Origin of the sequence: Sphingomonas arvum, from assembly GCF_026013565.1 — a bacterium.
Taxonomy (GTDB): domain Bacteria; phylum Pseudomonadota; class Alphaproteobacteria; order Sphingomonadales; family Sphingomonadaceae; genus Sphingomicrobium; species Sphingomicrobium arvum.
In genome coordinates this window covers 160,103-183,635 of sequence record NZ_JAPDOB010000001.1, presented here as the reverse complement: position 1 = coordinate 183,635, position 23,533 = coordinate 160,103, and the positions used below count along the sequence as shown (strand labels likewise).

Genomic DNA, 23,533 nt, shown 5'->3' with positions numbered 1-23,533 from the left:
CGGCGCGCACTTAAGGGTGGCAGATGAACGGTGCCAGTCCCTTCAAACCAAACGCGAATTATTTGCATGAGCGATGCAAATGGGCGTCACGGCGGAGCCGCCGTATTGCCGGATTCGCTCAAGATCGTGCTTGATCAACCGGACGATCTTGACGGGTGGCGTGATGCGGCGCGAGACCTGATCGGTGCCGGCGTCTCGCCGACGAGCGTGGTGTGGCAGGTCGCTGGCGACGACGGCGAGCTGTTCGGGGCGCACGGCACGCCGCCGCCCGCCGGTGCGCCCGGCTCGCCGCTGTTCTCGGTACCCAAGCCGTTCATCGATGTCGCCAAGGCGGTGGTCTGCCACAGGGAGCCGCAGCGGTTCGCGCTGCTCTATGCGATGCTGTGGAAACTGAAGGGCGATCGCCACGCGCTGGAGGATCGCGCCGACTCGCTGGTCGACCGGCTGGAGCGGCTGGCCAAGGAGGTGCGGCGCGACGCTCACAAGATGCATGCGTTCGTCCGCTTTCGCGAAGTGCCAGAAGGCGAATTGACGCGCTTCGTCGCCTTCTTCGAACCCGAGCATCATATCGTGCGGCGCGAAGCCGGCTTCTTCGTGCGGCGCTTCGCCAACATGCGCTGGTCGATCCTGACCCCGGAGCTGTCGATCCACTGGGACGGCGAGACGCTGACGGAGGGGCCGGGCGCCACCCGCGCCGATGCGCCCGACGGCGACCCGTTGGAGGAGACCTGGCGGACCTATTACGCGAGCATCTTCAACCCCGCGCGGCTCAAGATCGGGGCGATGCTCAAGGAGATGCCCAAGAAGTACTGGCGCAACATGCCGGAAACGGCGCTGGTTGCGCCGCTGATCGCGGGCGCGCGGGCACGGGAGCTGGAAATGATCGAACGGTCGGCGGCAAGCCAGGGGCGAGAGGCGGCGGTCGCGGCCGAGCGGCAGCTGGAGCCGGGTGGCAACCTGCGCGCGAGTTGGGAAGGGCTGCTGGCCGAGGCGCGGCAGTGCACCCGCTGCGACCTGTACAAGTGCGGCACGCAGACGGTGTTCGGCGAAGGCCCGCTGAACCCGCGAATCTTTTTTGTCGGCGAGCAGCCGGGCGACCAGGAGGATCTGGCGGGACGGCCGTTCATCGGCCCGGCGGGCCAGCTCTTCGACGCGGCGCTGGAGAAGGCCGGGATCGACCGCACCCAGACCTACGTGACGAATGCCGTTAAGCACTTCAAGTTCGTGGCGCGCGGCAAAAAGCGCATCCACTCAAAACCGGACGCCGGCGAGATCGAGGCCTGCCGCTGGTGGCAGGAGCAGGAACGCGCGCTTATCCGCCCGCCGCTGACCGTGGCGCTGGGCGCCACCGCCGCCCGCTCGCTGACCGGCAAGACGGTGACCATCAGCCGGGCGCGCGAGGCGCCGCTTACGTTGGCCGACGGGAGCGAGTGCTGGATAACGGTGCACCCGAGCTTCCTGCTGCGTATCCCCGAGGAGGACCGCCGGGCCGAGGAGCGGGCGCGGTTCGTCGAGGACCTCCGCCGCATCCGCGCCCGCTCGGAAGAACTTGGCGGCTAGAAGTCGGCCCGAAGCGTCAGCCGCGCCGTACGCGGTGCGCCCGGAGCGATGTTGTTGTCGCTGTGCGCCGTCGGAAAATAGTCCCTGCCGGTCAGGTTCTCGACATTGAGCTGGGCTTCGATGCCGGGCGCCAGCTTGTAGTAGAGCGCACCGTCCAGGCGGGTGTAGCCCGGCAGTTCAACCGTGTTGCTGATCGACGCATAGCTCTTGGAGCGGGCCAGCAGCCCCAAGCCGGCCGCGAAAGGCTTGCTGACCTGGTACTTGCTCCACAGCGACAGCGCATGCCTCGGAACCAGCGCGACCTTGCGGCCGGCCGGCGCGGCGGTGGTGGTGCGGCGGATCTCGGAATGCTGCAGAGCGTAGCCGGCCGAGACCTGCCAGCGCGCGCCAATGCTGCGTTCCAGGCCGATCTCCAGGCCGCGGGTGCGGGTGCCACCAGTGAGGAGCGGCGGCAGCAGCGGATTGGGATTGGCCGCCTGCGTGTTGCTGCGATCGAGCCGGTACAGCGCCACCGTGGCGAGAAGGCCGCGGCCCGGCTCCCACTTGCCGCCGACTTCGAGGTTGTCGAAGCGCTCGGGCTTGAGCGCCTCGGTGGCCTGGGTCAGGCCGCTGAACTGGTCGCCCGATTGCGGCAGGTAGGAGCGCGAATAGCTGCCGTAGAAGGACAGGTTGTCGCGCGGCTTTAACACCAGGCCGAGGCGCGGCGACAGGAGGCTGTCCGACCGGCTGCGGGTGGCGACAGTCGGGCGCTGGTCGTCGACCGTCAGCTTGAACCGGTCGTAGCGGAGGCCGGCGACGATCTCGATGAAGTCGGACGGCCGCAGCTGCGCCTGGACATAGCCGGCCGCAACCGTGGCCCGGGTCCGGTTATCGGCGTCGCTGGCAGAGCGGGTGTAGGTGACGACCCGCTCCACCGTTGGATCGGTGACGGACACGACGTTGCCGCCCGCGATGCTGCCGGTGAGCCGCTGGTTGCGGCTGCTCTGGCGCGCGGCCTCGAACCCCACCAGCAATGTTTGGTCGATGCCGGCGATCGAGCCGGTCCAGACAAGGTCGGTCTGGCTGATCAGGTTGCGGCGGTCGTTGCGTGAATTGTACGCGCCCAGCGTGAAGGTGCCGGCCGGCGTGACCGCGGTGCTTGGGAACACGTTCTGGTAGAACTTGTCATAGTCGGCCAGCAGCGTCCGGTTCCGGATGGTCAGCGCGTCGCTGAACCGGTGCTCCGCGGCCAGGCTGGCGATCTGCACGTCGGCGTCCGACCAGCTCTGGTCGGGGTCGCCGAAGAAGGTGCTGTCGTAGCCGCGCAGCGGGCTGTCCACGGTCAGCGCGCTGCCGTCCGAGCGGGACGGGATGCCGCGATCGGCCGTGCGGCGATCGTGGAAGTACTCGTAGGACAGATCCAGCCGGGTGTCCGGACCGGCCATGAAGCCGACCGTCGGGTTGATGCCGTAGCGCTTAATCTGGCTGTGCTGGCGGAAGCTGTCGGCCTTTTCCCACACGCTGTTGACCCGAACGCCGAGCGCGCCCGCCACGGGCAAGTCGATGTCGGCGGTGCCGCGGGTGCCGCCCTCGCTGTCGCGGCTGATGATCAGTTGCTGGTGGTTGCCGAAGCTGGGGCGCTTGGTGACCCGGTTGATGACGCCGCCACCGCCGCCGCGGCCGAAGATCATGGCGTTGGGGCCCTTGAGCACCTCGACCCGGTCGAGGTTGTAAAAGTCACGGAAGTATTGCGCGTCGTCGCGCAGGCCGTCGACGAAGAAGTCGGCAGTGGTGTTGTTGCCGCGCAGGGTCAGCTGATCGCGGTTGGCCTCACCCGTGCCCGGCGTGGCGCCCGGCACGAACAGCAGCAGGTCGGCGACCGAGCGCAGCGACTGGTCCTCGATCTGCGCCTCGGACACTACGGAGATCGCCTGCGGGATGTTTCGCAGCAGCGTGTTGGTGCGGGTCGCGGTAGAGGTCGACTTAACCCCATATTCTTCGCGCTGGCCGGTGACGGTCACCGTCGGCTGCTCGGTGTCGGCCGCCGCCGCCGCCGTCGTATTGGCAAGTTCCTCGGCCATGGCCGGACCGGCCAGGGTGCAGAGAGACGTGGCGCCAAGCAGCGCGTGGAGGCAGGTACGCAAGTCAAGTTCCCCTTGAACGATTTGCTCGTTTCTTGTGCGGACTTGCTACCGCTAATGCAAATCGTTCGCAACAGTCGCGCTGCTGTAATCGAGAATCATTATCAATCTAGTGAGAATGATCAGCTGCGTCGTTCAACCCGCAAGCGCAGCCCATCTTTGGGACGCATGGTCACCAATCCGGTGACCTCGACTCGGCGGCCGGTCGCGACAAAGCGCCACTCGGCCAGCCAGTGGGCGAGGATGGTCAGGGCCTCCACCGTTGCGAACTGGGCGCCGACGCAGATGCGTGGACCGGCGCCGAAGGGAAGATATTGGTAGCGGCCCGGCTTCGGGCGATCGGGGGCGAACCGGTCGGGGTCGAAGACGTCCGGCTGGTCCCACAAGCGACGGCTGCGATGCAGCAGCCAGGGCCAAATGGAGACGATGTCGCCCGGCCTGACCGCCTCCCCGTTGGGCAGTAGGTCTTCGCCGGCGGCCTGCCGGTCGAACCGGGGCGCGGGCGGATACAGGCGAAGCGATTCCTGCAGCACGGTGTGAAGCTGCGGCAGCAAGGTGGTCACCGGCGCCCTGCCCCACTCCGCCGACCCGAGCGCGCCCTGCGCCTCCGCCGCCAGCCGGTCCTGCCAGTGCGGCTGCTCGGACAGGAGGTAGAGCGTCCAGGCCAGCGCATTGGACGTGGTCTCGTGACCGGCGAGGTAGAAGGTGGCGGCGTTGTCGATCGCCAGGCGGCGCGCCTCCTCGGGCGCGAACTTGGCTCTCAACGCAGTGATCAGCGTGTCGAGGAAATCGTCACCGCCCGCGCCCGCAGCAAGCCGCTCGTCGACCAGCTGGTTGAGCGTGGCGCGCAGGTAACGCTGCCCAACCGCGCCGCGCCGGGCCCTGGGAGTCAGCGGCACCATCGGGAGGCCAAGCAGCGCCTGCAGGCGCGGTTCGGAAATGCCGTCCAGCGCGGCCGCGATGTGGCACAGGGCTTCGTCGCTGGTCAGGCGGGGATCGGCGCTGAACAAGGTCTCGGCGATGATCAGCATGGTGGCGCGGGTCGCATCCACCGCCACGTCGCGGACCTCGCCACTGCGCCACTCGGCCACTGCCGTGCGCGAGGCCGCGCCGAACACGGGTCGCACCTTCTCCACCGCAGCAGGCGAGAAACTGGCCGCGACGATCTTGCGCTGCTCGCGCCACAGGGTGCCGTCCGCCGTCAGCAGGCCGGTGCCGATGACCGGGCCCAACAAGGTCTTGGCCAACCCCGGCTTGAGGTAATTGGCCTGGTTGGTCAGGACGACATGCTCGATCAGCGGCGGGTCGAGCAGCACGTGGATGCGGAAGCGGAGCACCTCGCGCTGGTAGTAGGGCAGCTCGAACATCCGCTCCGACCAGCCGTGGACGCTGGTCCGCGCACGCTCGCCGAAGAAGCCGCGCCAGGTGGCGACCGGGCCGGTGCCGCGCGGTGGATGGGTCGGGACAAACGGTTTCGTCATTCCGCCGCCAACAACGTCTCGGCGCCGCCAAGGTCGACGGAGACCAGCCGGCTGACGCCTTTTTCGACCATGGTGACGCCGTACAGGCGGTGCATGCGGCTCATGGTCACCGCATTGTGGGTGACGATCAAGTAGCGGGTGTCGGTTTCCTGCGTCATCCGCACGAGGAGGTCGCAGAAGCGCTCCACGTTGGCGTCGTCGAGCGGCGCGTCGACTTCGTCGAGCACGCAGATCGGGGCCGGGTTGGTCAGGAACAGCGCGAAGATCAGGGCGGCGGCGGTGAGCGCCTGCTCGCCGCCGCTGAGCAGGGTCAGGGCGGTCAGGCGTTTGCCCGGCGGCTGGGCCATGATCTCGAGGCCGGCCTCAAGCGGGTCGTCGCTGTCAATGAGCTGCAGGTGCGCCTGGCCGCCGTCGAACAGGGTGGTGAACAGGCTGCGGAAATGGCGGTCGACCTGCTCGTAGGCGTCGAGCAGGCGGACCCGACCTTCGCGGTTGAGGCTGCCGATCGAGCCGCGCAGGCGGTTGATGGCCTCCCGCAATTCGTCGCGCTCGGCTGCGCCCTGCAGGCGGGCGGCGTCGAGCTCGGCCAGTTCCTGCTCGGCTACGAGATTGACCGGGCCGAGCCGCTCGCGTTCGGCGGTCAGGCGCTCCAACGTGGCGGACTCCTCGGCCGCGTCCGTGAGGTGGCTCGGATCGAAGCCGAGCCGCCCGGGCAGCAGCGGCGGCGGGCATTCGAACTTTTCGCCGCAGACCCGGCCGTACTCGATCCGCCGCGCCACCTGCGCCTCCGCCCGTGCATCTGCTCCGGCCCGGCGCTCGCGCGCGGCGGCCATGGCTTCGTTGGCCTGGGCGAACGCCTGGCCCAGCGCGGCCATTGCGCCGTCCGCTTCCCGCTCGGCGGCCAGGGTAGCGGAGACCAGGGCCTCCGTGTCGCGGCCGGCCTGTTCGAGCGTACCCAGCTGCTCCTCCAGCAGCTCGGGCTGGTTCGCGAGTGCGGCGCGTTCCTCCTCCAGGGCGCGCGCGCGGTCCTCGGCGTCGGCGATCCGCCCATCGGCGGCGAGTGCCCGTTCCGCCCAGGCGCGCTGCTCCTTCGCTGCCGCTGCCTGGCGCTCGCGATCGGCGGCGGCGGCCCGGGCCAGGGTCGCCTGCTCCGCGCGGCGTTCGGCCACACTGGCGCCGTCGGCGGAGGCCTGCTCTCGCGCTCCGACGATATTTCCGGCCAGCATGCTGGCGTCAGGAAGGGCAGCGAGCGCCGTCTCCGCCTGAGCCACCGCGGCGCCGGCGGCCTCGCGCACCGGCTCCGTCTCGGCGATCCGCTCCTCCAGCAATGCGCGCTGGCCAGCCAGCCGCTCCAAGGCTGCGACAGCCATGTCTTCCGCCCGGCTCGCCTCCCGCGCCTGCCGCTCGGCCGCAGCGATTGCCTCTCGGGCCCTGTCGGCCCCGGCGCGCGCGTCGGCGATGGCGGTCACCAGCGCCTGCCGCCGGGTCTCGGCGCTGGTCAGCTGTTCGCCCAGCGGACCCACCTGGCCCGCGAGCTCCGCCAGCCGATTCTGCCGGACCAGCCGCTCCGCCGCGGCGGCGCCGTTGCCGGTGGCGACAAAGCCGTCCCAGCGCCGGAGCCGCCCGGCACGGGTGACCAGCCGCTGCCCAACGGCGAGCAACTGACCACCGTCCTCGTCCACAACGGCGATCTGCCGCAACCGTCGCTCAAGCGCCGGCGGCGCCTCGACATGGTCGGCCAGGCACTCGGCGCCCTTTGGCAACGGCGGATCACTCGTGACAACCTGCGCCCCGGACCAGTAGCGTCCGCCCTCCTGCGCCACCGGCGCATCGAGGTCGTCGCCCAGGGCCGCGGCGAGCGCCCGCTCATAGCCCTGAGCCGCCCGCACCTGCGCCAGCACGCCGCGCCCGGCGCCGCTCGCCAGCGCGCGGGCCAGCGCCGCCTGCTCCGCCTGCGCTGCGGCGAGCGCCGCCCTCGCGGAGGCAACGGCTGCCTCAGCCTCGTCGCGCTGGTCGGCCGCCTCGCTGCGGCGCGCCTCGGCATCGGCCAGCGCCTGCTCGGCTGTCCGCTGCGCCGCTGCGGCGGCAGCGCGCTGCGCGCCCGCGGCATCGCGAGCGCGCCGTTCGGCCGCACCGTCGCCAAGTGCGCTGAGCTGGGCGGACAGCCGCTGCGCTTCCGCCTCGATCCGCGCGGCATGCGAACGGGCGGCGTTCAGCGCGGCCTCCGCAACGTTCCGCTCCGCTTTCATCGCCGCCTCGCGCGCAAGCAGCCCGGCCAGCGCCGCCTCCGACTCGCGCGCCTTCGCTTGCGCCTCGGTCAGGGCCGCGGCGACTCGCACCGCCTCCGCCTCTCCGTTCGCCAGCCGCGCGGCGATCGCGTCCTGCTCGGCGCCGAGTGAGCGTTCGGCGTTGGCTGCGTCCTCGCGCAGCGCCTGCTCCCGGGCCTGCTCGGCGCCCAGCTGGATCCCCAAGCGCTCGAGCTCCGCCAGCCGGCGCCGGACCGTGTCGAGCCGTGCGCGTGCGGTTGCCAGCTGGTGCGCCAAGCCCTGCGCCCGCTCGCGCGCGTCGGCCGCCTCGCCGCGCCGCCGGGCGACCTCGGCAGCGCCGGCGACCTGCGCTTCCTGCGCCTCCGTGAGCTTGGCCTGCAGCGTCGCGACGTCGGCACCCGCCGCTCGCGCCTCCTCGCCTGCCACCTTGGCGGCCTGGTCGGCCTCGGCCCAGCGCTGGTACACCAGCCGCCCCTCGGCCAGCCGGATGCGATCGGTCAGCTGGCGGTAGCGCTCGGCTACCCGCGCCTGGCGCTTCAAGGCGGCGACCCGCGCTTCCTGGTCGCTCAGCAATTCGTCGAGCCGCTGCAGGTTGGCCTCAGTCGCGCGCAGCTTCTGCTCGGCATCCTTGCGCCGTGCGTGCAGGCCCGCGATGCCGGCCGCTTCCTCCAGCATCTGGCGGCGCTCGGCCGGCTTGGCGGCAATGATCGCGCCGATCCGCCCTTGGCTGACCAGCGCCGGCGAGTGCGCCCCGGTGGCGGCGTCGGCAAACAGCAGCGCCACGTCCTTCTGGCGGACGTCGCGGCCGTCCAGCCGGTAGGCGGAGCCGGCCCCGCGCTCGATCCGGCGGGTCACCTCCCGCTCGCGAGCCTCGGCGCCGTCACCTTCGATCAGCAGCGAAACTTCGGCGAAGTCACGCGCCGGCCGGCTGGCGGTCCCGGCGAAGATCACGTCCTCCATGCCGCCGCCGCGCAGGGACTTGGGACTGCCCTCGCCCATCACCCAGCGCATGGCTTCCAGGAGGTTGGACTTGCCGCAGCCGTTGGGGCCGACGATGCCGGTCAGCCCCGGCTCGATGCGCAGCTCGGCCGGTTCGACGAAGCTCTTAAAGCCGCTGAGTTTCAGCCGGCGAAAGCGCACCCTTCACCCCCCATGCCGTCCTCCTCAGGACAGCGCGTCGCGGATCCTCTGTTCCAGCGTCGGCCAGACCTGGTCCTCGGTGATGCCCGGCATGTCGACCACCTTGTTGTTGATGAGGAAGGTCGGCGTGCCCTGCAGCTGGTAGGTGGACGAGGCGTCGCTGTTCATCTGGACCAGCTTCTCCGTTTCCTGCTGGTTGGCGAGGCACTGGCTGGTCTTCGCCGACGGCAGCCCCCGCTGCGCCGCGAACTCCTGCAATCCCGCGGCTTGCGCATAGCGCGCGAACTGCTGCGCCGGCGGCAGGTTGGCGAGCTGCTGCTGCTCCGCAGCTGGGATCGCCTGGACCTTCTCGAACGCCGCCCCCTGGTTCTTGAACAGCGCGTCGGTCATCGTGAAATATTGCGGCGTCGCGCCGGCGCAGCGGGCGATCAGCGCCATGGTGATGTCGAACGGATCGCGGACGAAGTTGCGCAGCTCGAACGACACCTTGCCCGTCTTCACATAGTCGTTGACCAGCTTGGGCGCGCCGTTCTCGGAGAAATGGGCGCAGTGCGGGCAGGTCATGGAGCTGAACTCCACCACCTTCACCGGGGCGTCGGGATTGCCCATCAGCATGCCGCCCTCGGCCGTCTGGCGGATCATCTGCGTCCAGTCGCCGCCGTTCGGCGCCGCCACCGGGGTGATCGGCGTGGTGTCCGCCGCGGTGCTGTTGTTGCCGCCGCCGTTGTTGCAGGCGGCGAGCAGGGACACGGCAGCAAGGAGTGCGATTCTCTTCATGGTGGTCAGCGTACCTTTGGAAGGTTGACGAGAGATGGAATGGGAGTGGGCCGTTCCACGGTCGGCGGGCCGTCGGCGGCGGCGATCCGCCCGGCCAGCGACTCCAGTACGGCCTTGAGTTCCGGATCGGCGATCTCGCGCAGGCCAGGGCCGAGTTCGCGGGGCGCCGGGGCGGCCTGCGGTTTGGAACGCGGCTCGGGGCGCGGCAGGCGGCCCTGACGGAACTGGATGCGGGCGACCGCCTGATAGCCGAAGAAACGGTTGACCCGCTCGATGATGGTCGGCGCAAGGTGCTGCATCAGCGGCGCATGGGCGCCCTCGACCACCAGGGTCAGCGCACCGCCTTCCTTCTTGCCGGCCGGGAAGCGGATGGATTCGGGCGCGGACGCCTTGGCGTAGCGCTCGCCAACGATCTCGGGCCAGCGGCTGACGACGGCGCCCTGGACGAAGCCGAAGCGCTTGAACGCGACCCCGCCGATGGCGCCGACCAGCTCGCCGGCCGCGCGGGCGCGGTTCTGGCGGCGGACCTCCTCGTTCGGCTTGGGCTTTCGCTTCGACATTGCGGCGGGTCATGCCATAGGGCCGGGATGCACGCAAAGGCGGCGAGCCGACTTCTCCACCATTATCGAGAGCACGCGCGTGCGCTGCCGTGGCGCGCACCGCCAGGTAGCGGGCGGCAGGAACCGTACCGGGTATGGCTGAGCGAAGTGATGCTGCAGCAGACGACGGTCGCGACCGTCACCCCGCGCTTCCTCCGGTTCATCGAGCGCTGGCCGACGATCGAGACGCTCGCCGCCGCGCCTGACGAGCAGATTCTCGCCGAGTGGGCGGGGCTCGGCTATTATGCTCGCGCCCGCAACCTCATCGCCTGCGCTCGTGCAATCGTCGCGCGCGGTGGCTTTCCGAGCAGCGAAGCGGAGCTGCGGAAGTTGCCCGGGCTGGGTGCCTACACGGCGGCGGCCATCGCCGCGATCGCGTTCGGCGAGGATGCGGTGCCGGTCGACACGAATGTGGAGCGCGTGGTCGCGCGGGTGTTCGGGCTGGCCGACCGGACGGAGGTGCGCGCGGCGGCCGGCGCCTGGTGGCCTGTGGGCGACGCCGGCGACTTCGCGCAGGCCTGCATGGACCTCGGCGCGACGGTCTGCCGGCCCAAGGCACCGGCCTGCCCCTACTGCCCGTTGCGAGCGGATTGCCGGGCAGCGGCGCTGGGTACGCCCGAGCTGTTCCCGGCGCCCAAGGCCAGGAAGGTGCGGCCGCACCGGTTCGGGCTGGCCTGGTGGGCACGGCGCGACGACGAGGTCTGGCTGACGCGGCGCCCAGCGACCGGACTGCTCGGCGGCATGGCGGCGCTGCCGGGCCCGGAGTGGAGCGACGAGCGGCCCGCCGCCAATCCGCTCGCGGTGCACCGGCACGGCTTCACCCACTTCACCCTCGACCTCCTGGTCGTGCGGGTGGCCGAGCCGATTGGCGACGGCTGGTGGCAGCCGCTGGCGGACCTGGCCGATGCCGGCCTGCCGACCCTTTATCGCCGGGCGATCGAGGCCGCCCTTCATGCCGAACGGGAGCGGCGACTTGCCGCCTGACGCTTTCTTCTCCGGTCCGGGGATCGACCGCTCCGACCTGTTGCGGGGGCGGCCGGAGGAGCTGGCCCGCTTGGCCGAAGACACACGTGCCCGGCAACTCGCCTGGGCTGGCGGGCTGCCGGAGCTTGATCCGGCGGGCAAGCTTTCCTGGCAGCCGGGCAGCGCCGCCCTGTTCCTGGGGGTGGAGGGCGAGGTGCCGTGCTTCTCGGCGCTCAGCGAAGAGGACGGCGACCTCAGGGCACGGTTCGGCGCGCTCGCTTACCTTGACGCTACCGACGCGCCGCTGTTCGCCGCCGCCCTGTCGCTGTCGAACTGGCACCGGCGCCATCGGTTCTGCGCCAACTGCGGGCAGGAAAGCGAGCTGGTGCGCGGCGGCTGGTCGCGGCGCTGCCCGGCCTGCGCCGCCGAGCACTTCCCCCGGGTCGATCCGGTGGTCATCATGCTGGCCGAGTACGAGGGCCGGCTGCTGCTCGGCCGCCAGCCGCAATATCCACCGGGCCGCTATTCGGCGCTCGCCGGCTTTGTCGAGGTCGGCGAGACGATCGAGGCGGCCGTCACCCGCGAGCTGGGCGAGGAGGCGGGCATCGCCGTCAGGCAAGTGCGCTATGTCGCCAGCCAGCCGTGGCCATTCCCGTCCTCGCTGATGATCGGCTGCACCGCCACCGCGCTGTCGGACGAGCTGGTCGTGGACTTGACCGAACTGGACGACGCCCGCTGGTTCACCCGGGACGAGGTTGCCGCTGCTCTCGCCGGCGCGCCAGGCGCGGCCTTCCTTCCTCCGCCGCCCTTCGCCATCGCCCACACCTTGCTGGCGCACTGGCTTGAAGAGGCTGGTTCCGCTGACTAAAGGGCGGGCACGCTACTCTTTATCGGATACGCACCCGTCATGAATGACCGCAACAACACCATCGCCGGCTGGGTCCTGTTCGCCGGTATCGTCGCCCTGGGCGGCTCACTGGTGGCGGGCGAGTATTTCGGCGGCGAGCGGCCGGAGAAAATGGGCTATCCGATCGAGGGCGTCGCTGCCGAGGCAGGCGCCGAAGCAGAAAAGCCGATCGCATTCTACCTGGCCAGCGCCGACGCGGGCAAGGGCGCCGAGGTGTTCAAGAAGTGCCAGGCTTGCCACACGGTGGAGTCGGGTCAGCCCAACGGCCTCGGGCCCAACCTCTACCATGTGCTGGGTGAGCCGGTCGGCCAGGGCCGCGGCTTCGCCTGGTCGCCGGCGCTCAGCGGCAAGGGTGGCAATTGGGATTGGGAGACGCTCAGCGCGTGGCTGACCAGTCCCAAGAAGTTCGCACCGGGCACCAAGATGACCTTCGCCGGGCTCAGCAATCCGCAGGACCGGGCGAACGTGATCGCCTATCTCAACAGCAAGAGCCCGGCGCCGCTGCCGATGCCGGCCGCTCCGGCCGCCGGAGATACCGCAACGGCCTCGACGCCGGGTGCGGCGGCGGACAAGGCCGCGGCCGAGGCTGATGACGCCGGTGCGCAGAAGGCGGAGAACGAGCCCATCCTGAACGAGCAGACTGCGGCGCAGGGCGGCATGAAGAACGTCCGCGGCGAAGGTGCCAGCAAGGTCACCGGCCCCGAGGCCAACCAGCCGCAGCGCGCCGGCGAGCGGTAAGCGCGGGCGGGGTCGCACCCGCTCCGACATCCGACGCCTCTATCGCGAGGCTGCGAGCCGAGCACTGGGCCATGCCTGGAACTGGTCAACGGGGCGTCGCGCGCGCCATGCCGTTGTGGCCGGGCAAGATAATCGCCTGGACCATCCGCTGACCCGCTAGACTTCAGACCTACGACGGGCAGCCGTGGCGGCTGGCCGCTTGGCAGCGCAGAATAACTACCAAGCGCTCTACCAAGTCGGCCGGTAGATGAACCCGGAGCGGCCGGCCCGCTCTCGCGAAGCCTACGCCGCCGCCGGCTTCGAACTCGACATGGGCAATAATAGCGTCCGCTTCCGCACCGTCGCCGACCTATACGACAAAGCGGTGCGGAAGCGATCGCGGCGGTGCCGGTCCCGCCTTACGGGGCCGAACATGAGGCGATGCAGGCGCGGCGCTGATTACTCGGCGGCGGCCTTCTGCTCCTCGGCGGCATAGTGGTCGCACACTGCGCCCCAGCCTTCCTCGGCCGTCTCGCACCAGGTGATAAGGTCGAGGTCGCGTTCGGAGATCACGCCTTCCTCCACCAGTGCGTCAAAATCGACGACGCGGTTCCAGAAGTCGCGGCCGTAGAGCAGGATGGGCAGTGGGCGGACCTTGCCGGTTTGGATCAGGGTCAGCAGTTCGAACATCTCGTCGAAGGTGCCAAAGCCGCCCGGGAACACCGCCACGGCGCGCGCGCGCAGGAGGAAGTGCATCTTGCGCAGGGCGAAATAGTGGAACTGGAAGCTCAGTGACGGGGTGACGTAAGGGTTGGGCAGCTGCTCGTGCGGGAGCACGATGTTGAGGCCGATCGATTCCGCGCCTTCGTCGGCCGCGCCGCGATTAGCGGCTTCCATGAAGCTCGGACCGCCGCCGGAGCAAACGACGAAGTGGCGGTTGCCGTCCTCGTCGGGATCGGTGCGGCTGGACAGGCGCGCGAGTTGGCGGGCGACCTCGTAATAGTGGGATTTGGCCTTCAGGCGCTCGGCGATAACCCGCTGCTGGTCGGTGCGGGCGGCGGCGAGCAGGGCGTCGGCCTTGGCCGGCTCCGGCACACGGGCCGAGCCGTAGAAGACGAAGGTCGACCCAATCTTCTGCTCGTCGAGCAGCAGTTCGGGCTTCAGCAGCTCAAGCTGGAAGCGAACGGGACGTAGGTCGGGACGGAGCAGGAATTCATTGTCCTGGAACGCAAGCCGGTAGGCGGGATCCTCGGTTTGGGGCGAGGACGGAATGTGCTGCGCGGCTTCGGCGTCGACCTTGGCGTCGGGAAAGATACGCTTGGGGGGTACGGGATCAGTCATAAGCGGCGCGGCCTATTCCCGTTTGGCGCCGAGGTCAAAGCGTCGCCGCCGCTTCCTCGCGGCGCGCGCCGGTCCAGTCGAGCCGGCGGGTCACGTACATGGTCCCGGCCAGCGCGACGAAGAGGAGCAGCGAACCGATCAGCAGCGAGTAGGCTTCCAGGCTCAGGAGGATGTAGAGCATGGCGTAAAGGCCGAGGAGGATGCCGCCGATCACCAGGCCGCGCCGCCAGCTCCTGAGCACGGCCGCCGAGTAAGCGGTATTGAGCACGGCGATGGCGCCGGCTGCAACGACGTAGGCAGCGGTGAAACCGATCACCTCGGCAAAGGCCAGCAGCAGGACGAAGAACAGGACCAGTGCCGCGCCGGTCAGCAGATATTCGATGGCGGCGACCCGAACCCCGCCGATGATGTCGAACAGCAGAAAGGCGAGAAAGGTGAAGCCGATGAACAGGAAGCCGTATTTGGTCGCGCGATCGACCTGGCTGTAGAGGTCGACCGGCTGCATCAGGCTGACCCCGGCGGTGGCGTTGGCGCCGCCAGGTGTCGGCTCCGGCCGGCTCGGCTCGGCGCCGTCGACGAAGAGCAGCGAGCGGCCGAGCGCGAGGTTGCCGATGCGATAGCTGGCGGTGAAGCCATCCTTCGTGACGCTGCGCTGTTCGGGCAGGAAGCCGCCGGTGAAGCTGGGGTTAGCCCAGGGCGAGGTCAGCTTCCATGCGGTGTCGCCGGCGCGGGGCGCGAGCGCGAAGCTCTCGTTGCCGCGCAGGGCGAAGCGGAGATCGACCGAGAAGCGAGCAGGATCGACCTGGGTGAGGTCGATTGGCGCATAGAAGCCGGTGGCGACGAGGCTGGTCCCGCCGCCGGGTCCGAGCGGCAGCGTGCGGCCATTCACGCGAACTTGCGGGTTGGCGCTGAGGCCGCGCGGGTCGGCGACGCCGAAGCGCAGTTCGGCCCGATTGAGCTCCAGCGCGCCGGCCGGGACGCCCAGGCGGGAGAGGTCGGCCGGAAGGGCGAAGGTCGCGCGGCCCTGGGTGTCGGCGCGGTAGACTACGACTTCGTAGATGGAGCGGGCGCGGCGTTCGGGGGCGATGCGGGTCGTCAGGTCGACGCCGGTCGGCGCGAGCACCAGCCGCTTTTCGGTCACAACCGGGCCAGTGATGGTCCGCCCGTTGCCGTCGGTGGCGCCCGGTGTGGTGACCTTGAACGGAATGCTGAGCTCCGGCCCGGCGACCACCTGCGGCCCGCCCCACCCTTCCGCGATGCTGCCGCGCGCCTCGAGCGACTGCGAGTGGCGGTCGGAAATGAGCAGCCAGGTGATGAAGATTCCAATGGACAGGAGCGCCGCCACGCCGAGCGCACGCAGCAGTTTGGCGGTCGGGCTCGGCTGATCCATTCGCTGCACTCGCGCTGCTTCTATTCGGCTCGTCTACAGATATGCACGGTTCGTCGTCAAGGAGAGACAAGAAACAGGGGTGTCCACTTTGTCCACTTCGCCTGGCAGCCTGCGGGCTGCCGCATCGGGCCGAGCGTTTTCGCGAAGTTGTTCATGCCGATCGGTATGGCACGCGAGGGTGCCCGTAGGACAGCATTCCGCCGTGCCGGAGGTGCTTGGGCAGGGAACGCGGGGCTGCTAACCGGCGCTGAAGCAACCAGGCAGCGGAGAGCGACAAGGATGGCGGAACAGGCAGTAGCGCAGGAGTTTGCGGGCGAGGCGCTGGAGCATGCCTGGCTACCCGCGTCGGGCGAGGCGCGCGCGACGGTGATCATCGTGCCGACGGTGATGGGCGTGACCGACCTGGAGCGCGGGTTCGCGGCCCAGCTGAACGAGCATGGCTGCAATGCTTTCATCGCCGACACGTTCGGCAAGGAGTTCCGCGGCGCGGCACGGGACGTGATGTTCGGCGAGCTGACGCGGCTGCGGAGTGACCGCGCGGCGCTGAAGGACCGGCTGCTCGCCATCCTGGAGGTTGCGAAGCAGCAGCCTGGCGTTCAGTCCGCCCGGATCGCCGCCATCGGCTTCTGCTTCGGCGGGCAGTGCGTGCTGGACCTGGCGCGGACGGGCGCGGACATCGCCGGGGTGGCGAGCTTCCACGGCCTGTTCGACCCGCCGGGACTGCCGCCGCAGCCGATCAAGGCGAAGGTGGTCGCCTACCACGGTTGGGACGATCCGATGGTGCCGCCGGACGCGGTGGTGGCGCTGGCGAAGGAGCTGACGGACGCTGGCGCGGATTGGCAGATCCATGCCTATGGCCATGTCGGACACGGCTTCACCAATCCGAACGCCACCAGTGAATTGGGCATTCCGGGGGTCGAGTATGACCGAAAGGCGGCGCGGCGCAGCTGGACGGCGCTGTACGACTTCCTGGACGAGCTGTTCGGCTGATGGCGGCGACGGGTGCCAACCTGACCGAGGCCGAGGCCGCCAACCGGCTGATGCGGCTGGCGCGCGAGATCGCGCGGCACAACCAGCTGTACCATGACCGGGACGCGCCGGAGATCAGCGACGCCGACTATGACGCGCTGGTGCGCGAGAATGCGGCGCTGGAGGCGCGCTTTCCCCACCTCGTCCGGCAGGACTCGCCCTCGGCGGTGGTCGGCGCCGCGCCGACCTCGGCGCTGGCCAAGGTCACCCACGCGCGACCGATGCTCAGCCTGGAGAATGCCTTTTCGCCCGACGAGGTGCACGAGTTCGTCCGCCGGGTGCGGCGGTTCCTAAGCCTGGCCGAGGACGAGCCGGTGGCGCTGACCGCGGAGCCGAAGATCGACGGCTTGTCGTGTTCGCTGCGGTACGAAGGCGGCAAGCTGATGCTCGCGGCGACGCGCGGAGATGGGACGGTCGGCGAGGACGTGACGCCGAACGCCCGCACCATCGGGGACATTCCGCAGCAACTCGGCGGCGCGCCGGCCGTGCTGGAGGTGCGCGGCGAGGTGTACATGTCCAAGGAGGACTTTGCCGGGCTCAACGTCCGGCAGGAAGCAAGCGGGGGCAAGATCTTCGCCAACCCGCGCAACGCCGCCGCCGGATCGCTGCGGCAGAAGGATCCGGCGATCACCGCGGCCCGGCCGCTCCGGTTCCTGGTGCATGGCTGGGGCGAGCTGACCGAGCCGCTCGGGAGCACGCAGGCGGAGTGCGTGGAACGGCTGCGCGGATTGGGCTTTCCGGTCGCCGAGCTGTTCCGGCGGTGCGAGACGGTCGACGAGGCGCTGGGCCACTATGCCGCGATCGAGCATGCGCGGGCGGACCTGCCGTTCGACATCGACGGCGTTGTCTACAAGGTCGACCGGATCGACTGGCAGGAGCGGCTGGGCACGGTCGCGCGGGCGCCGCGCTGGGCGCTGGCGCATAAGTTCCCGGCCGAAAAGGCTGAGACCACGCTGGAGCGGATCGAGATTCAGGTCGGGCGGACCGGCAAGCTGACGCCGGTCGGGCGGCTGACCCCGGTCGGGGTCGGCGGGGTGATCGTCGCCAACGTGACGCTGCACAACCGCGACGAGATCGCGCGGCTGGGCCTGCGCGAAGGCGACCGGGTGCGCATCCAGCGGGCTGGCGACGTGATCCCGCAGGTGGTCGAGAACCTGACCCGGGATGAGCCGCGCGAGCCGTTCCGCTTCCCCGACCATTGCCCGCAGTGCAGTTCGGAGGCGGTGGCCGAGGAGGGCGAGGTGGACGTGCGCTGCACCGGCGGGCTGATCTGCCCGGCGCAGCGGATCGAGCGGTTGAAGCATTTCGTCAGCCGCGGGGCGATGGACATCGACGGGCTGGGCGAGAAGAGCATCGAGGAGTTTGCGGCGCTCGGCTGGCTGCACGGGCCGGCCGACGTGTTCCGGCTGGGCGAGCATCGGGGCGAGCTGCTGGGCCGCGAAGGCTGGAAGGAGAAGAGCGTCGATGCGCTGCTGGGAGCGATCGACGCGCGGCGCGGATTCGACCCGGCGCGGCTGCTGTTCGGGCTGGGCATCCGGCACGTCGGCATCGTCACCGCCAAGGACCTGCTGAAGTGCTTCGGGACGATCGACGCGTTGCAGGCGGCGGCGGCGGGCGAGAACGGCATCGCCGAATTGTCGAGCGTAGAGGGTGTCGGGCCGGTCGTGGCCGAGGCAGTGCACGACTTCTTTCACGAGGAGCATAACCGGCGCGAGGTGGCGGATCTGCTCGCGCTGGCCCGGCCGGCCGCCTACGTCAGCCAAGCCCGCGAGACGGAGTGGAGCGGCAAGACGGTGGTGTTCACCGGATCGCTCCAGACCATGAGCCGGGACGAAGCCAAGGCACAGGCGGAGAAGCTGGGCGCGCGGGCGGCCGGTACCGTCAGCGCCAAGACCGACCTGGTGGTGGCGGGGCCGGGCGCCGGGTCCAAGCTCAAGAAGGCCGAGGAGCTGGGCGTGCGCGTGATCGGCGAGGAGGAATGGCAGCGGATCGTGGCGGAGGCCTGACCTGCTGCTCGGGCTGATCGGTCATGTGCTGCTGGCGCTTGGCATGCAGGCGGTGGTCGACCGGCTGTCGCGGAGCCGGTGGGCCGGCGCATGCGCGGCGATCGCGTGGGCCATCGCCCGCGAGGTGACGCAGGCCGAATATCGCTGGATCGAACGGTTCGGCGGCGGCCTGCGCGCCAACATGCCTTGGTGGGGCGGGCTGGACCTGGCGGTGTGGGCGAAGGCCGATCCGTGGCTCGACTGGCTGGCGCCGAGCGTGGCCGTGATCGCGGTGGCGCTGTGGCGGCGGCGTCAGGCGAGCTGAGGGCCTTCGAGCACCAGCACCCGCCACTCGCCGGTGCCGCCTTCGAGGAGTCGGCAGCCAAGCGCCGTGTAGGCAGCGGTGACTGCCTCGGCCTGGGTGTCGAGCAGGCCCGCGAGGACGACGGTCGCATGCGGCTGGAGCGCGGCGACGAACGCGGGGGCGAGCTCGATCAGGGGGCCGGCAAGGATGTTGGCGATGAGCAGGTCCAAGGGCGCGCGAGCGGCTAGTTCGGGCGAGTTCATGCCGTCCGCGACGGCCAGCAGCAGTTCGCCCCCGCCCTGTCCCAGCGGCACGCGGTTGACCGCGGCATTGTCCCGCGTGACGTCGATGCTGATGGGGTCGATGTCGGTGGCGACCGCCCGGGCGCCGGGCCACAGCCCCAGGGCGGCGAAGGCGAGCAGTCCGGTGCCGGTGCCGATGTCGGCCAGGTTGGCGAAGCGCTTGCCCGCACGCTCAAGGCGGTCGAGCGCTTCAATGCAGCCCTTGGTGGTGGCGTGCTGGCCGGTGCCGAAGGCGAGGCCGGCGTCGATCAGGAAGTTCGTCGCACTCGGGTCCGGCGCGTGGGCCGGCGTGTGGACGAAGAAGCGGCCGGCGCGGATGGGTTCGAGGCCCTGCTGGCTGCGGGCCACCCAATTTTCGTCCGCAAGCTGTTCGACCTGCGGCTCGCCGCTCGCGAGCTGGCGAAGGGTGGCGAGGTCGGCTGCGGTCGGCTCGTCCTCGAAGTAGGCGTGGATCAGCCAGTCGTCGGGGCGATGCTCGTCGGGCTCGTCGGCGACCACCACGGGCGGGTTGTCGTGATCGGGGAAGAGGTCGTCGGCCGAGCCGATCGCCTCACCTTGCGCACGGGTGCAGGGGAGCGTGACGCGCCAGCTCACTTTTCGGCCGCTTCCTTGGCCAGGCGCTGGTCGAGGGCTTCGGTCAGGCGCGCCGAGTAGTTCTTGCAGCCGTCCGGATCGAAGAGAGGCTTCAGGCCAGCCATCCGATCACGCATGTTGCTGGCAGAGGGGTGCGGGGTGAGCAGGATTTCGCAGCGCAGGGCCGCGACCTTTGCGAGCGAGGCGCGGTAGGCGGCGAGGTACGCCGGATGGTCGGAAAAGCGGTAGGCGTCGCTGCTGACCGGCGACAGGCTGTCGGCATAGACCATCGAGCGGCAGACCGCGCCCTCGCAGGTTTCCCAAGTCCAGGTCAGCGCGCCGGGCGTGTGGCCCGGAGTGGTACGCGCGGTGAGGAAGAGGTTGCCGAGCGGCAGCGCCTGCCCGTCTACGATCGTACGGCCGACGATCACGCCGGCGAACGGCTTGTGCATGCCAGACTGCGGATCGTCGGAGCTAACAACGCCGCTGGCGAGCACGGGTTTTGCGAGGGCGGAGCTGACCACGGTGGCGCCGGTCAGCTGCTGCAGCCGGGCGAGGCCGCCGACATGGTCGAGATGCTCGTGGCTGCTCAGCAGGAAGCGGATGTCGGTGAGCTTGAAGCCGAGCCGGCGGATGTTGTCGGCGATGAGGTCGGCGCCCTGCTCCGTTCCGCCATCGATCAGGATGTGGCCCTGGGTTCCGGTGATCAGGATCGACGAGATCCCACAGGTGCCGACGAGATAAGTGTTGGCGTGGATGCGGACGGGTGGCGCTGGCTGGTTCCAATCAGTGGAGTCGCCGCATGCCCGCAACCATGCTGGCCCGGAGCGCTCGACCGGCGCCCTGGGCGGTTCGATGCGGGCGGGCGGCTTGCCCAGCGGGATGGTGATCGCCTGGGCGGCGAACAGCAGCGCCAGGCTAGCGGACATAGCTGGCGCCGTTGGCATCGATCACGCTGCCGGTTGCGCTGGGCGGGGCGTCCGTCGCGAGCCAGCGGATGATCTCCCCGATTTCCGCCGCGCTCGCCACGCGGCCCAGGGGAATTTCGGCCAGGATCTTCTCGCCGCCGCGGCTGGCCAGATATTCCTCGGTCATCTCGGTCACGGTGAAGCCCGGGCAGACGGCGAAGGCGAGAATGCCGTCCGCCGCATAGCCGCGCGCCACGGTCTTCGTGACGCCGATCATCGCCGCCTTGGAGGCGGCGTAATGCCAGTGCTGGGGTGAGTCCCCGCGATAACCGGCACGGCTGGCGACGTTTACGATCCTGCCTCCACCATTGTGCCGAAAGTGGGTGATGGCCAGGCGGGTGAGGTCGGACGAGGCCTGGAGGTTGATCCGCATGGTGCGGTCCCAGGCCGCGTGCCAGTCGGCGTCGGACGCATCGTCCGCAATCGCTTCGTAGACGCCGGCGTTGTTGACCAGCACGTCGATGCGCCCGCCGAGCGCGTCGAGCGCGGACTGCCACAGGGCGCGGGGCGCAGCCGGATCGGCGAGGTCGCCGGCGAGCAGGCCGTCGCCGCCGCGAGTGGAATGGCCGGCGACGCGATGGCCGCCGGCGGTGAGGGCGTCAAAGGCGGCCTTGCCGATGCCGCGGCTGGCGCCGGTGAGAAGGATGTTCATGAAGGGCGCGTTAGCGCCGTGGAGCGGCTGCGCAAAGCCTCGTGACTCGTCCTGAGCGAAGCGTAGCGCAGTCGGGGGGCGCCCTTCCACTACGCACTTCGTGCTCCGCTCAGGACGAGTGGTTGCTCATGCTCAAGCCGCGAATCTCGCGGTGAATTCGCTGGTGACATTGCGGACGTCGACGACTTGGTCGGCGAAGCGTCCGAAGCCCTGCTCCACCTGGTCGATGTCGCGGGCGACGCTTTCCGTGTCGGAGCGGATGGCGGCGATGGTCGAGCTCATCGAGTCGGCGGCGAGCGCGGTCTCGTCGACCGCGGCAGTGATCATGGTGACCGTCTGCGCCTGCAGCTCCATCGCCTGACGGATGCGGTCGGCGCTGGTCTGCACCTCCTCCACCGTGCTCTGGATGTTGCCGTTTGCGTCCACCGTCTGGCGGGTCGCCTGCTGGATGGCGGTAATCTTGGCGGTGATGTCGTCGGTCGCCCGCGCGGTCTGGCTGGCGAGGCTCTTCACCTCCTGCGCGACCACCGCGAAGCCGCGGCCGGCGTCGCCCGCGCGCGCCGCCTCGATGGTGGCGTTGAGGGCGAGCAGGTTGGTCTGGCCGGCAATGTCGCGGATCAGGCCGAGGATCGATTCGATCGCCTCCACGTGACTCGACAGCATGCGGCTGACTTCCACCGCCTGGCTGGCCTGATCGCTGGCGCGGGTAGCGATGCCAGCGGCGGTCTCTACCTCTGTCCGAGCGTCCTCGATGGCGCGGATCAGGCCGGCGGCGGTCTGCGCCGCTTCGCGCATGGCGACGGCCGACTGCTCGGCAGCGGCGGCCACTTCGCTGGTCTTGCCGAGCATGCCGCGCGCGGCACCGGCGGTCAGGGTCGCCTGACCCCGCAGCTGCTCATTCTCACCGACGCAGCGCGTCACGACGCTGACAACCTTGCGCTTGAACTCCTCGGCTTCCTCGACCCGGCGAGCGCGATGGCCCGCGCGGGTGATCGACACGGTGTGGTAGACGAAGACGTCGATCTCGAGCGCTTCCACTTCGGACAACGTGCGGCAGGCGGCCACAAGCTCCGCTTCATCGGTGATGCTGGAGCGGATCGCGGCGTAGGCGGCTTCCGTTTCCGCGTTCAGGCCGGCCAGCAGAGTCGACAGGCTGAGGTCGGAGGCGAGCGCCTTTTCGACATAGCCACGGGCGGTCCCGATCCAGCTGCCTTCCGCCAGGTTCGCGAACTTGGCCTGGAGGTACGGCACGATGCGGGTCGCAAGGTGCTCCAGCTGATCGTCCGGGATGCTCTGGCGGAGCTCTTCGGACTTGCGGTAGCGACGCCAGAACTCACGCGCGAGGTCCATCTCGGCGTGGCTGATCCGGGCCCAGAGCTCGGCGGCGCGCGCCGGCAGGTCGCCGGTGCTGTCATAGAAGCGCAGCCCGCGCGCGAGGTCGTAATCATGTTCGTTGGTGCGCCGTCCGCTCATCTACTCGTCCACCCATCTGGTGCTGCCTGATCGGCGGCCTTGTGGCAGGCCATTGGTTAAGAGCCGGTTAGAGCGGACGGACCTTCGGCTGCCTTGCCTCTGAGGCGCTCGGCTTCTAAGCGGCGGCTACTTCTACTCAAGCTGCAGCGAAGTGAGCTTCATGGCGCGCAATACGGCCCGGCCCCTGTCCCCCCACCTGACCATCTGGAAATGGGGTCCGCACATGGCGACCTCCATTCTCCACCGCGCGACCGGGATAGCCCTGTCGGTCGGCGGACTGGCGGTGCTGACCTGGTGGCTGCTGGCACTGGCCGGCGCCGGCAACGGCTACACCACGTTCAGCAGGGCGGCCGGCCATCCGCTCGGCATCCTGGTGCTGGTGGGCCTGAGCTGGAGCTTCTTCCAGCACACTCTGTCGGGCGTGCGCCACCTGGTCATGGACATCGGGTCGGGCTTCGAGCTGAAGCGCAACAAGTCGATGGCGGTCGCCACCTGGATCGGTTCGGCCGTCCTCACCATTGCCCTGTGGGCCTACATTCTCCTGGTGCGCGCATGACTGGACCCAAGGACATCGGACGTCACGACCGCAATGCGGTTCCCGAAGGCAAGACGGCGCTGGGCCGCGTTCGCGGGCTCGGCAGCGCCCACCATGGCGGGAACCTGTGGATTCGCGAGCGGGTAACCTCCGTTGCGCTAGTTCTGCTCGGCCTGTGGTTCATCGCGTCCATGGTGCTGCTGCCCGACTACAGCCAGGCCACCATCCGCGAGTGGCTGCGCAGCCCCTTGGGCTTCGTGCCGATGGCGCTGTTCGTCTACCTCAACTTCGAGCACAGCCTCGAGGGCCTCAAGGTCATCGTCGACGATTATCAGGGGGACGAAGGCGGCCGCATGATGTGGCATCTCGTCAGCCTCTTCCTACATGTAGGCGTGGGGGCACTGGCGCTGTTCGCGCTGGCCAAGATCGCCTTCGGAGCTACCGCTTAAC

The 23,533-nt window shown here is 69.7% G+C and carries 20 protein-coding genes; 9 read left to right on the top strand and 11 right to left on the bottom strand.

Annotated elements, in window-relative coordinates; all coding sequences use genetic code 11:
* Positions 1–66: 66 nt before the first annotated feature.
* Entirely contained in the window at positions 67–1,560 is a 1,494-nt protein-coding gene (locus OMW55_RS00940) for a UdgX family uracil-DNA binding protein (protein ID WP_264880133.1), read from the top strand.
* On the opposite strand, the gene OMW55_RS00935 is transcribed toward OMW55_RS00940, so the two are convergent.
* From OMW55_RS00935 to OMW55_RS00915, 5 genes are all read right to left on the bottom strand, one after another.
* Positions 1,557–3,683: a TonB-dependent receptor gene (locus OMW55_RS00935; protein ID WP_264880132.1), complete on the bottom strand. Its 2,127-nt coding sequence runs from the start codon at positions 3,681–3,683 to the stop codon at positions 1,557–1,559. The genes OMW55_RS00940 and OMW55_RS00935 overlap by 4 nt on opposite strands.
* Positions 3,684–3,802: 119 nt before the next feature.
* A complete protein-coding gene (locus OMW55_RS00930; protein WP_264880131.1) occupies positions 3,803–5,161 on the bottom strand; it encodes a cytochrome P450 in 1,359 nt (452 codons plus the stop codon).
* Complete coding sequence (gene smc, locus OMW55_RS00925) at positions 5,158–8,568, bottom strand: chromosome segregation protein SMC (protein WP_264880130.1); 3,411 nt, start codon at positions 8,566–8,568, stop codon at positions 5,158–5,160. Before smc ends, OMW55_RS00930 begins: the two co-directional genes overlap by 4 nt.
* A 24-nt stretch (positions 8,569–8,592) precedes the next feature.
* On the bottom strand, positions 8,593–9,345 hold the full coding sequence (locus tag OMW55_RS00920) for a DsbA family protein (protein WP_264880129.1): 753 nt from the start codon (positions 9,343–9,345) through the stop codon (positions 8,593–8,595).
* A gap of 5 nt (positions 9,346–9,350) precedes the next feature.
* Complete coding sequence (locus tag OMW55_RS00915; protein ID WP_264880128.1) at positions 9,351–9,905, bottom strand: DUF721 domain-containing protein; 555 nt, start codon at positions 9,903–9,905, stop codon at positions 9,351–9,353.
* Between the two features lie 27 nt (positions 9,906–9,932).
* On the opposite strand from OMW55_RS00915, the gene OMW55_RS00910 reads away from it, so the two are divergent.
* Genes OMW55_RS00910 through OMW55_RS00900 form a run of 3 tightly spaced genes read left to right on the top strand, consistent with a single transcriptional unit; the run spans position 9,933 to position 12,552 of the window.
* Positions 9,933–10,928, top strand: coding sequence for an A/G-specific adenine glycosylase (locus tag OMW55_RS00910; RefSeq protein WP_264880127.1), 996 nt, complete (start codon positions 9,933–9,935; stop codon positions 10,926–10,928).
* Complete coding sequence (gene nudC / locus OMW55_RS00905) at positions 10,897–11,775, top strand: NAD(+) diphosphatase (RefSeq protein ID WP_264880126.1); 879 nt, start codon at positions 10,897–10,899, stop codon at positions 11,773–11,775. The genes OMW55_RS00910 and nudC overlap by 32 nt, the downstream gene beginning before the upstream one ends.
* A gap of 39 nt (positions 11,776–11,814) precedes the next feature.
* Complete coding sequence (locus OMW55_RS00900; RefSeq protein ID WP_264880125.1) at positions 11,815–12,552, top strand: c-type cytochrome; 738 nt, start codon at positions 11,815–11,817, stop codon at positions 12,550–12,552.
* 438 nt (positions 12,553–12,990) lie between these two features.
* Here the strand turns inward: OMW55_RS00900 and OMW55_RS00895 are convergent, their stop codons facing one another.
* Positions 12,991–13,872, bottom strand: a complete 882-nt coding sequence (locus OMW55_RS00895; RefSeq protein ID WP_264880124.1) for an LOG family protein — start codon at positions 13,870–13,872, stop codon at positions 12,991–12,993.
* Between the two features lie 34 nt (positions 13,873–13,906).
* Positions 13,907–15,262, bottom strand: coding sequence for a cell envelope integrity protein CreD (creD, locus tag OMW55_RS00890; RefSeq protein ID WP_264880123.1), 1,356 nt, complete (start codon positions 15,260–15,262; stop codon positions 13,907–13,909).
* A gap of 279 nt (positions 15,263–15,541) precedes the next feature.
* Here creD and OMW55_RS00885 point away from each other — a divergent pair, with 279 nt between their 5' ends.
* Genes OMW55_RS00885 through OMW55_RS00875 form a run of 3 tightly spaced genes read left to right on the top strand, consistent with a single transcriptional unit; the run spans position 15,542 to position 18,601 of the window.
* Positions 15,542–16,252 carry a dienelactone hydrolase family protein gene (locus tag OMW55_RS00885; RefSeq protein ID WP_264880122.1) on the top strand — a complete coding sequence of 237 codons (711 nt, stop codon included), beginning with the start codon at positions 15,542–15,544 and terminating at the stop codon, positions 16,250–16,252.
* Positions 16,252–18,297 carry an NAD-dependent DNA ligase LigA gene (gene ligA / locus OMW55_RS00880; protein WP_264880121.1) on the top strand — a complete coding sequence of 682 codons (2,046 nt, stop codon included), beginning with the start codon at positions 16,252–16,254 and terminating at the stop codon, positions 18,295–18,297. Before OMW55_RS00885 ends, ligA begins: the two co-directional genes overlap by 1 nt.
* Positions 18,298–18,322: 25 nt before the next feature.
* A complete protein-coding gene (locus tag OMW55_RS00875; protein ID WP_264880120.1) occupies positions 18,323–18,601 on the top strand; it encodes a hypothetical protein in 279 nt (92 codons plus the stop codon).
* On the opposite strand, the gene OMW55_RS00870 is transcribed toward OMW55_RS00875, so the two are convergent.
* From OMW55_RS00870 to OMW55_RS00855, 4 genes are all read right to left on the bottom strand, one after another.
* Positions 18,589–19,476, bottom strand: a complete 888-nt coding sequence (locus tag OMW55_RS00870) for a 50S ribosomal protein L11 methyltransferase (RefSeq protein WP_264880119.1) — start codon at positions 19,474–19,476, stop codon at positions 18,589–18,591. The genes OMW55_RS00875 and OMW55_RS00870 overlap by 13 nt on opposite strands.
* Positions 19,473–20,384: a subclass B3 metallo-beta-lactamase gene (gene bla / locus OMW55_RS00865; RefSeq protein WP_264880118.1), complete on the bottom strand. Its 912-nt coding sequence runs from the start codon at positions 20,382–20,384 to the stop codon at positions 19,473–19,475. Before bla ends, OMW55_RS00870 begins: the two co-directional genes overlap by 4 nt.
* On the bottom strand, positions 20,374–21,075 hold the full coding sequence (locus tag OMW55_RS00860; protein WP_264880117.1) for an SDR family NAD(P)-dependent oxidoreductase: 702 nt from the start codon (positions 21,073–21,075) through the stop codon (positions 20,374–20,376). The genes bla and OMW55_RS00860 overlap by 11 nt, the downstream gene beginning before the upstream one ends.
* 132 nt (positions 21,076–21,207) lie before the next feature.
* Entirely contained in the window at positions 21,208–22,548 is a 1,341-nt protein-coding gene (locus OMW55_RS00855) for a methyl-accepting chemotaxis protein (protein WP_264880116.1), read from the bottom strand.
* 160 nt (positions 22,549–22,708) lie between these two features.
* On the opposite strand from OMW55_RS00855, the gene sdhC reads away from it, so the two are divergent.
* Both sdhC and sdhD read left to right on the top strand, forming a co-directional pair.
* Complete coding sequence (sdhC, locus tag OMW55_RS00850; protein WP_264880115.1) at positions 22,709–23,104, top strand: succinate dehydrogenase, cytochrome b556 subunit; 396 nt, start codon at positions 22,709–22,711, stop codon at positions 23,102–23,104.
* The gene (sdhD, locus tag OMW55_RS00845; RefSeq protein WP_264880114.1) at positions 23,101–23,532 is read left to right on the top strand and encodes a succinate dehydrogenase, hydrophobic membrane anchor protein; all 432 of its coding nucleotides are present in this window, start codon (positions 23,101–23,103) and stop codon (positions 23,530–23,532) included. Before sdhC ends, sdhD begins: the two co-directional genes overlap by 4 nt.
* The last annotated feature ends 1 nt before the right edge of the window (position 23,533 follow it).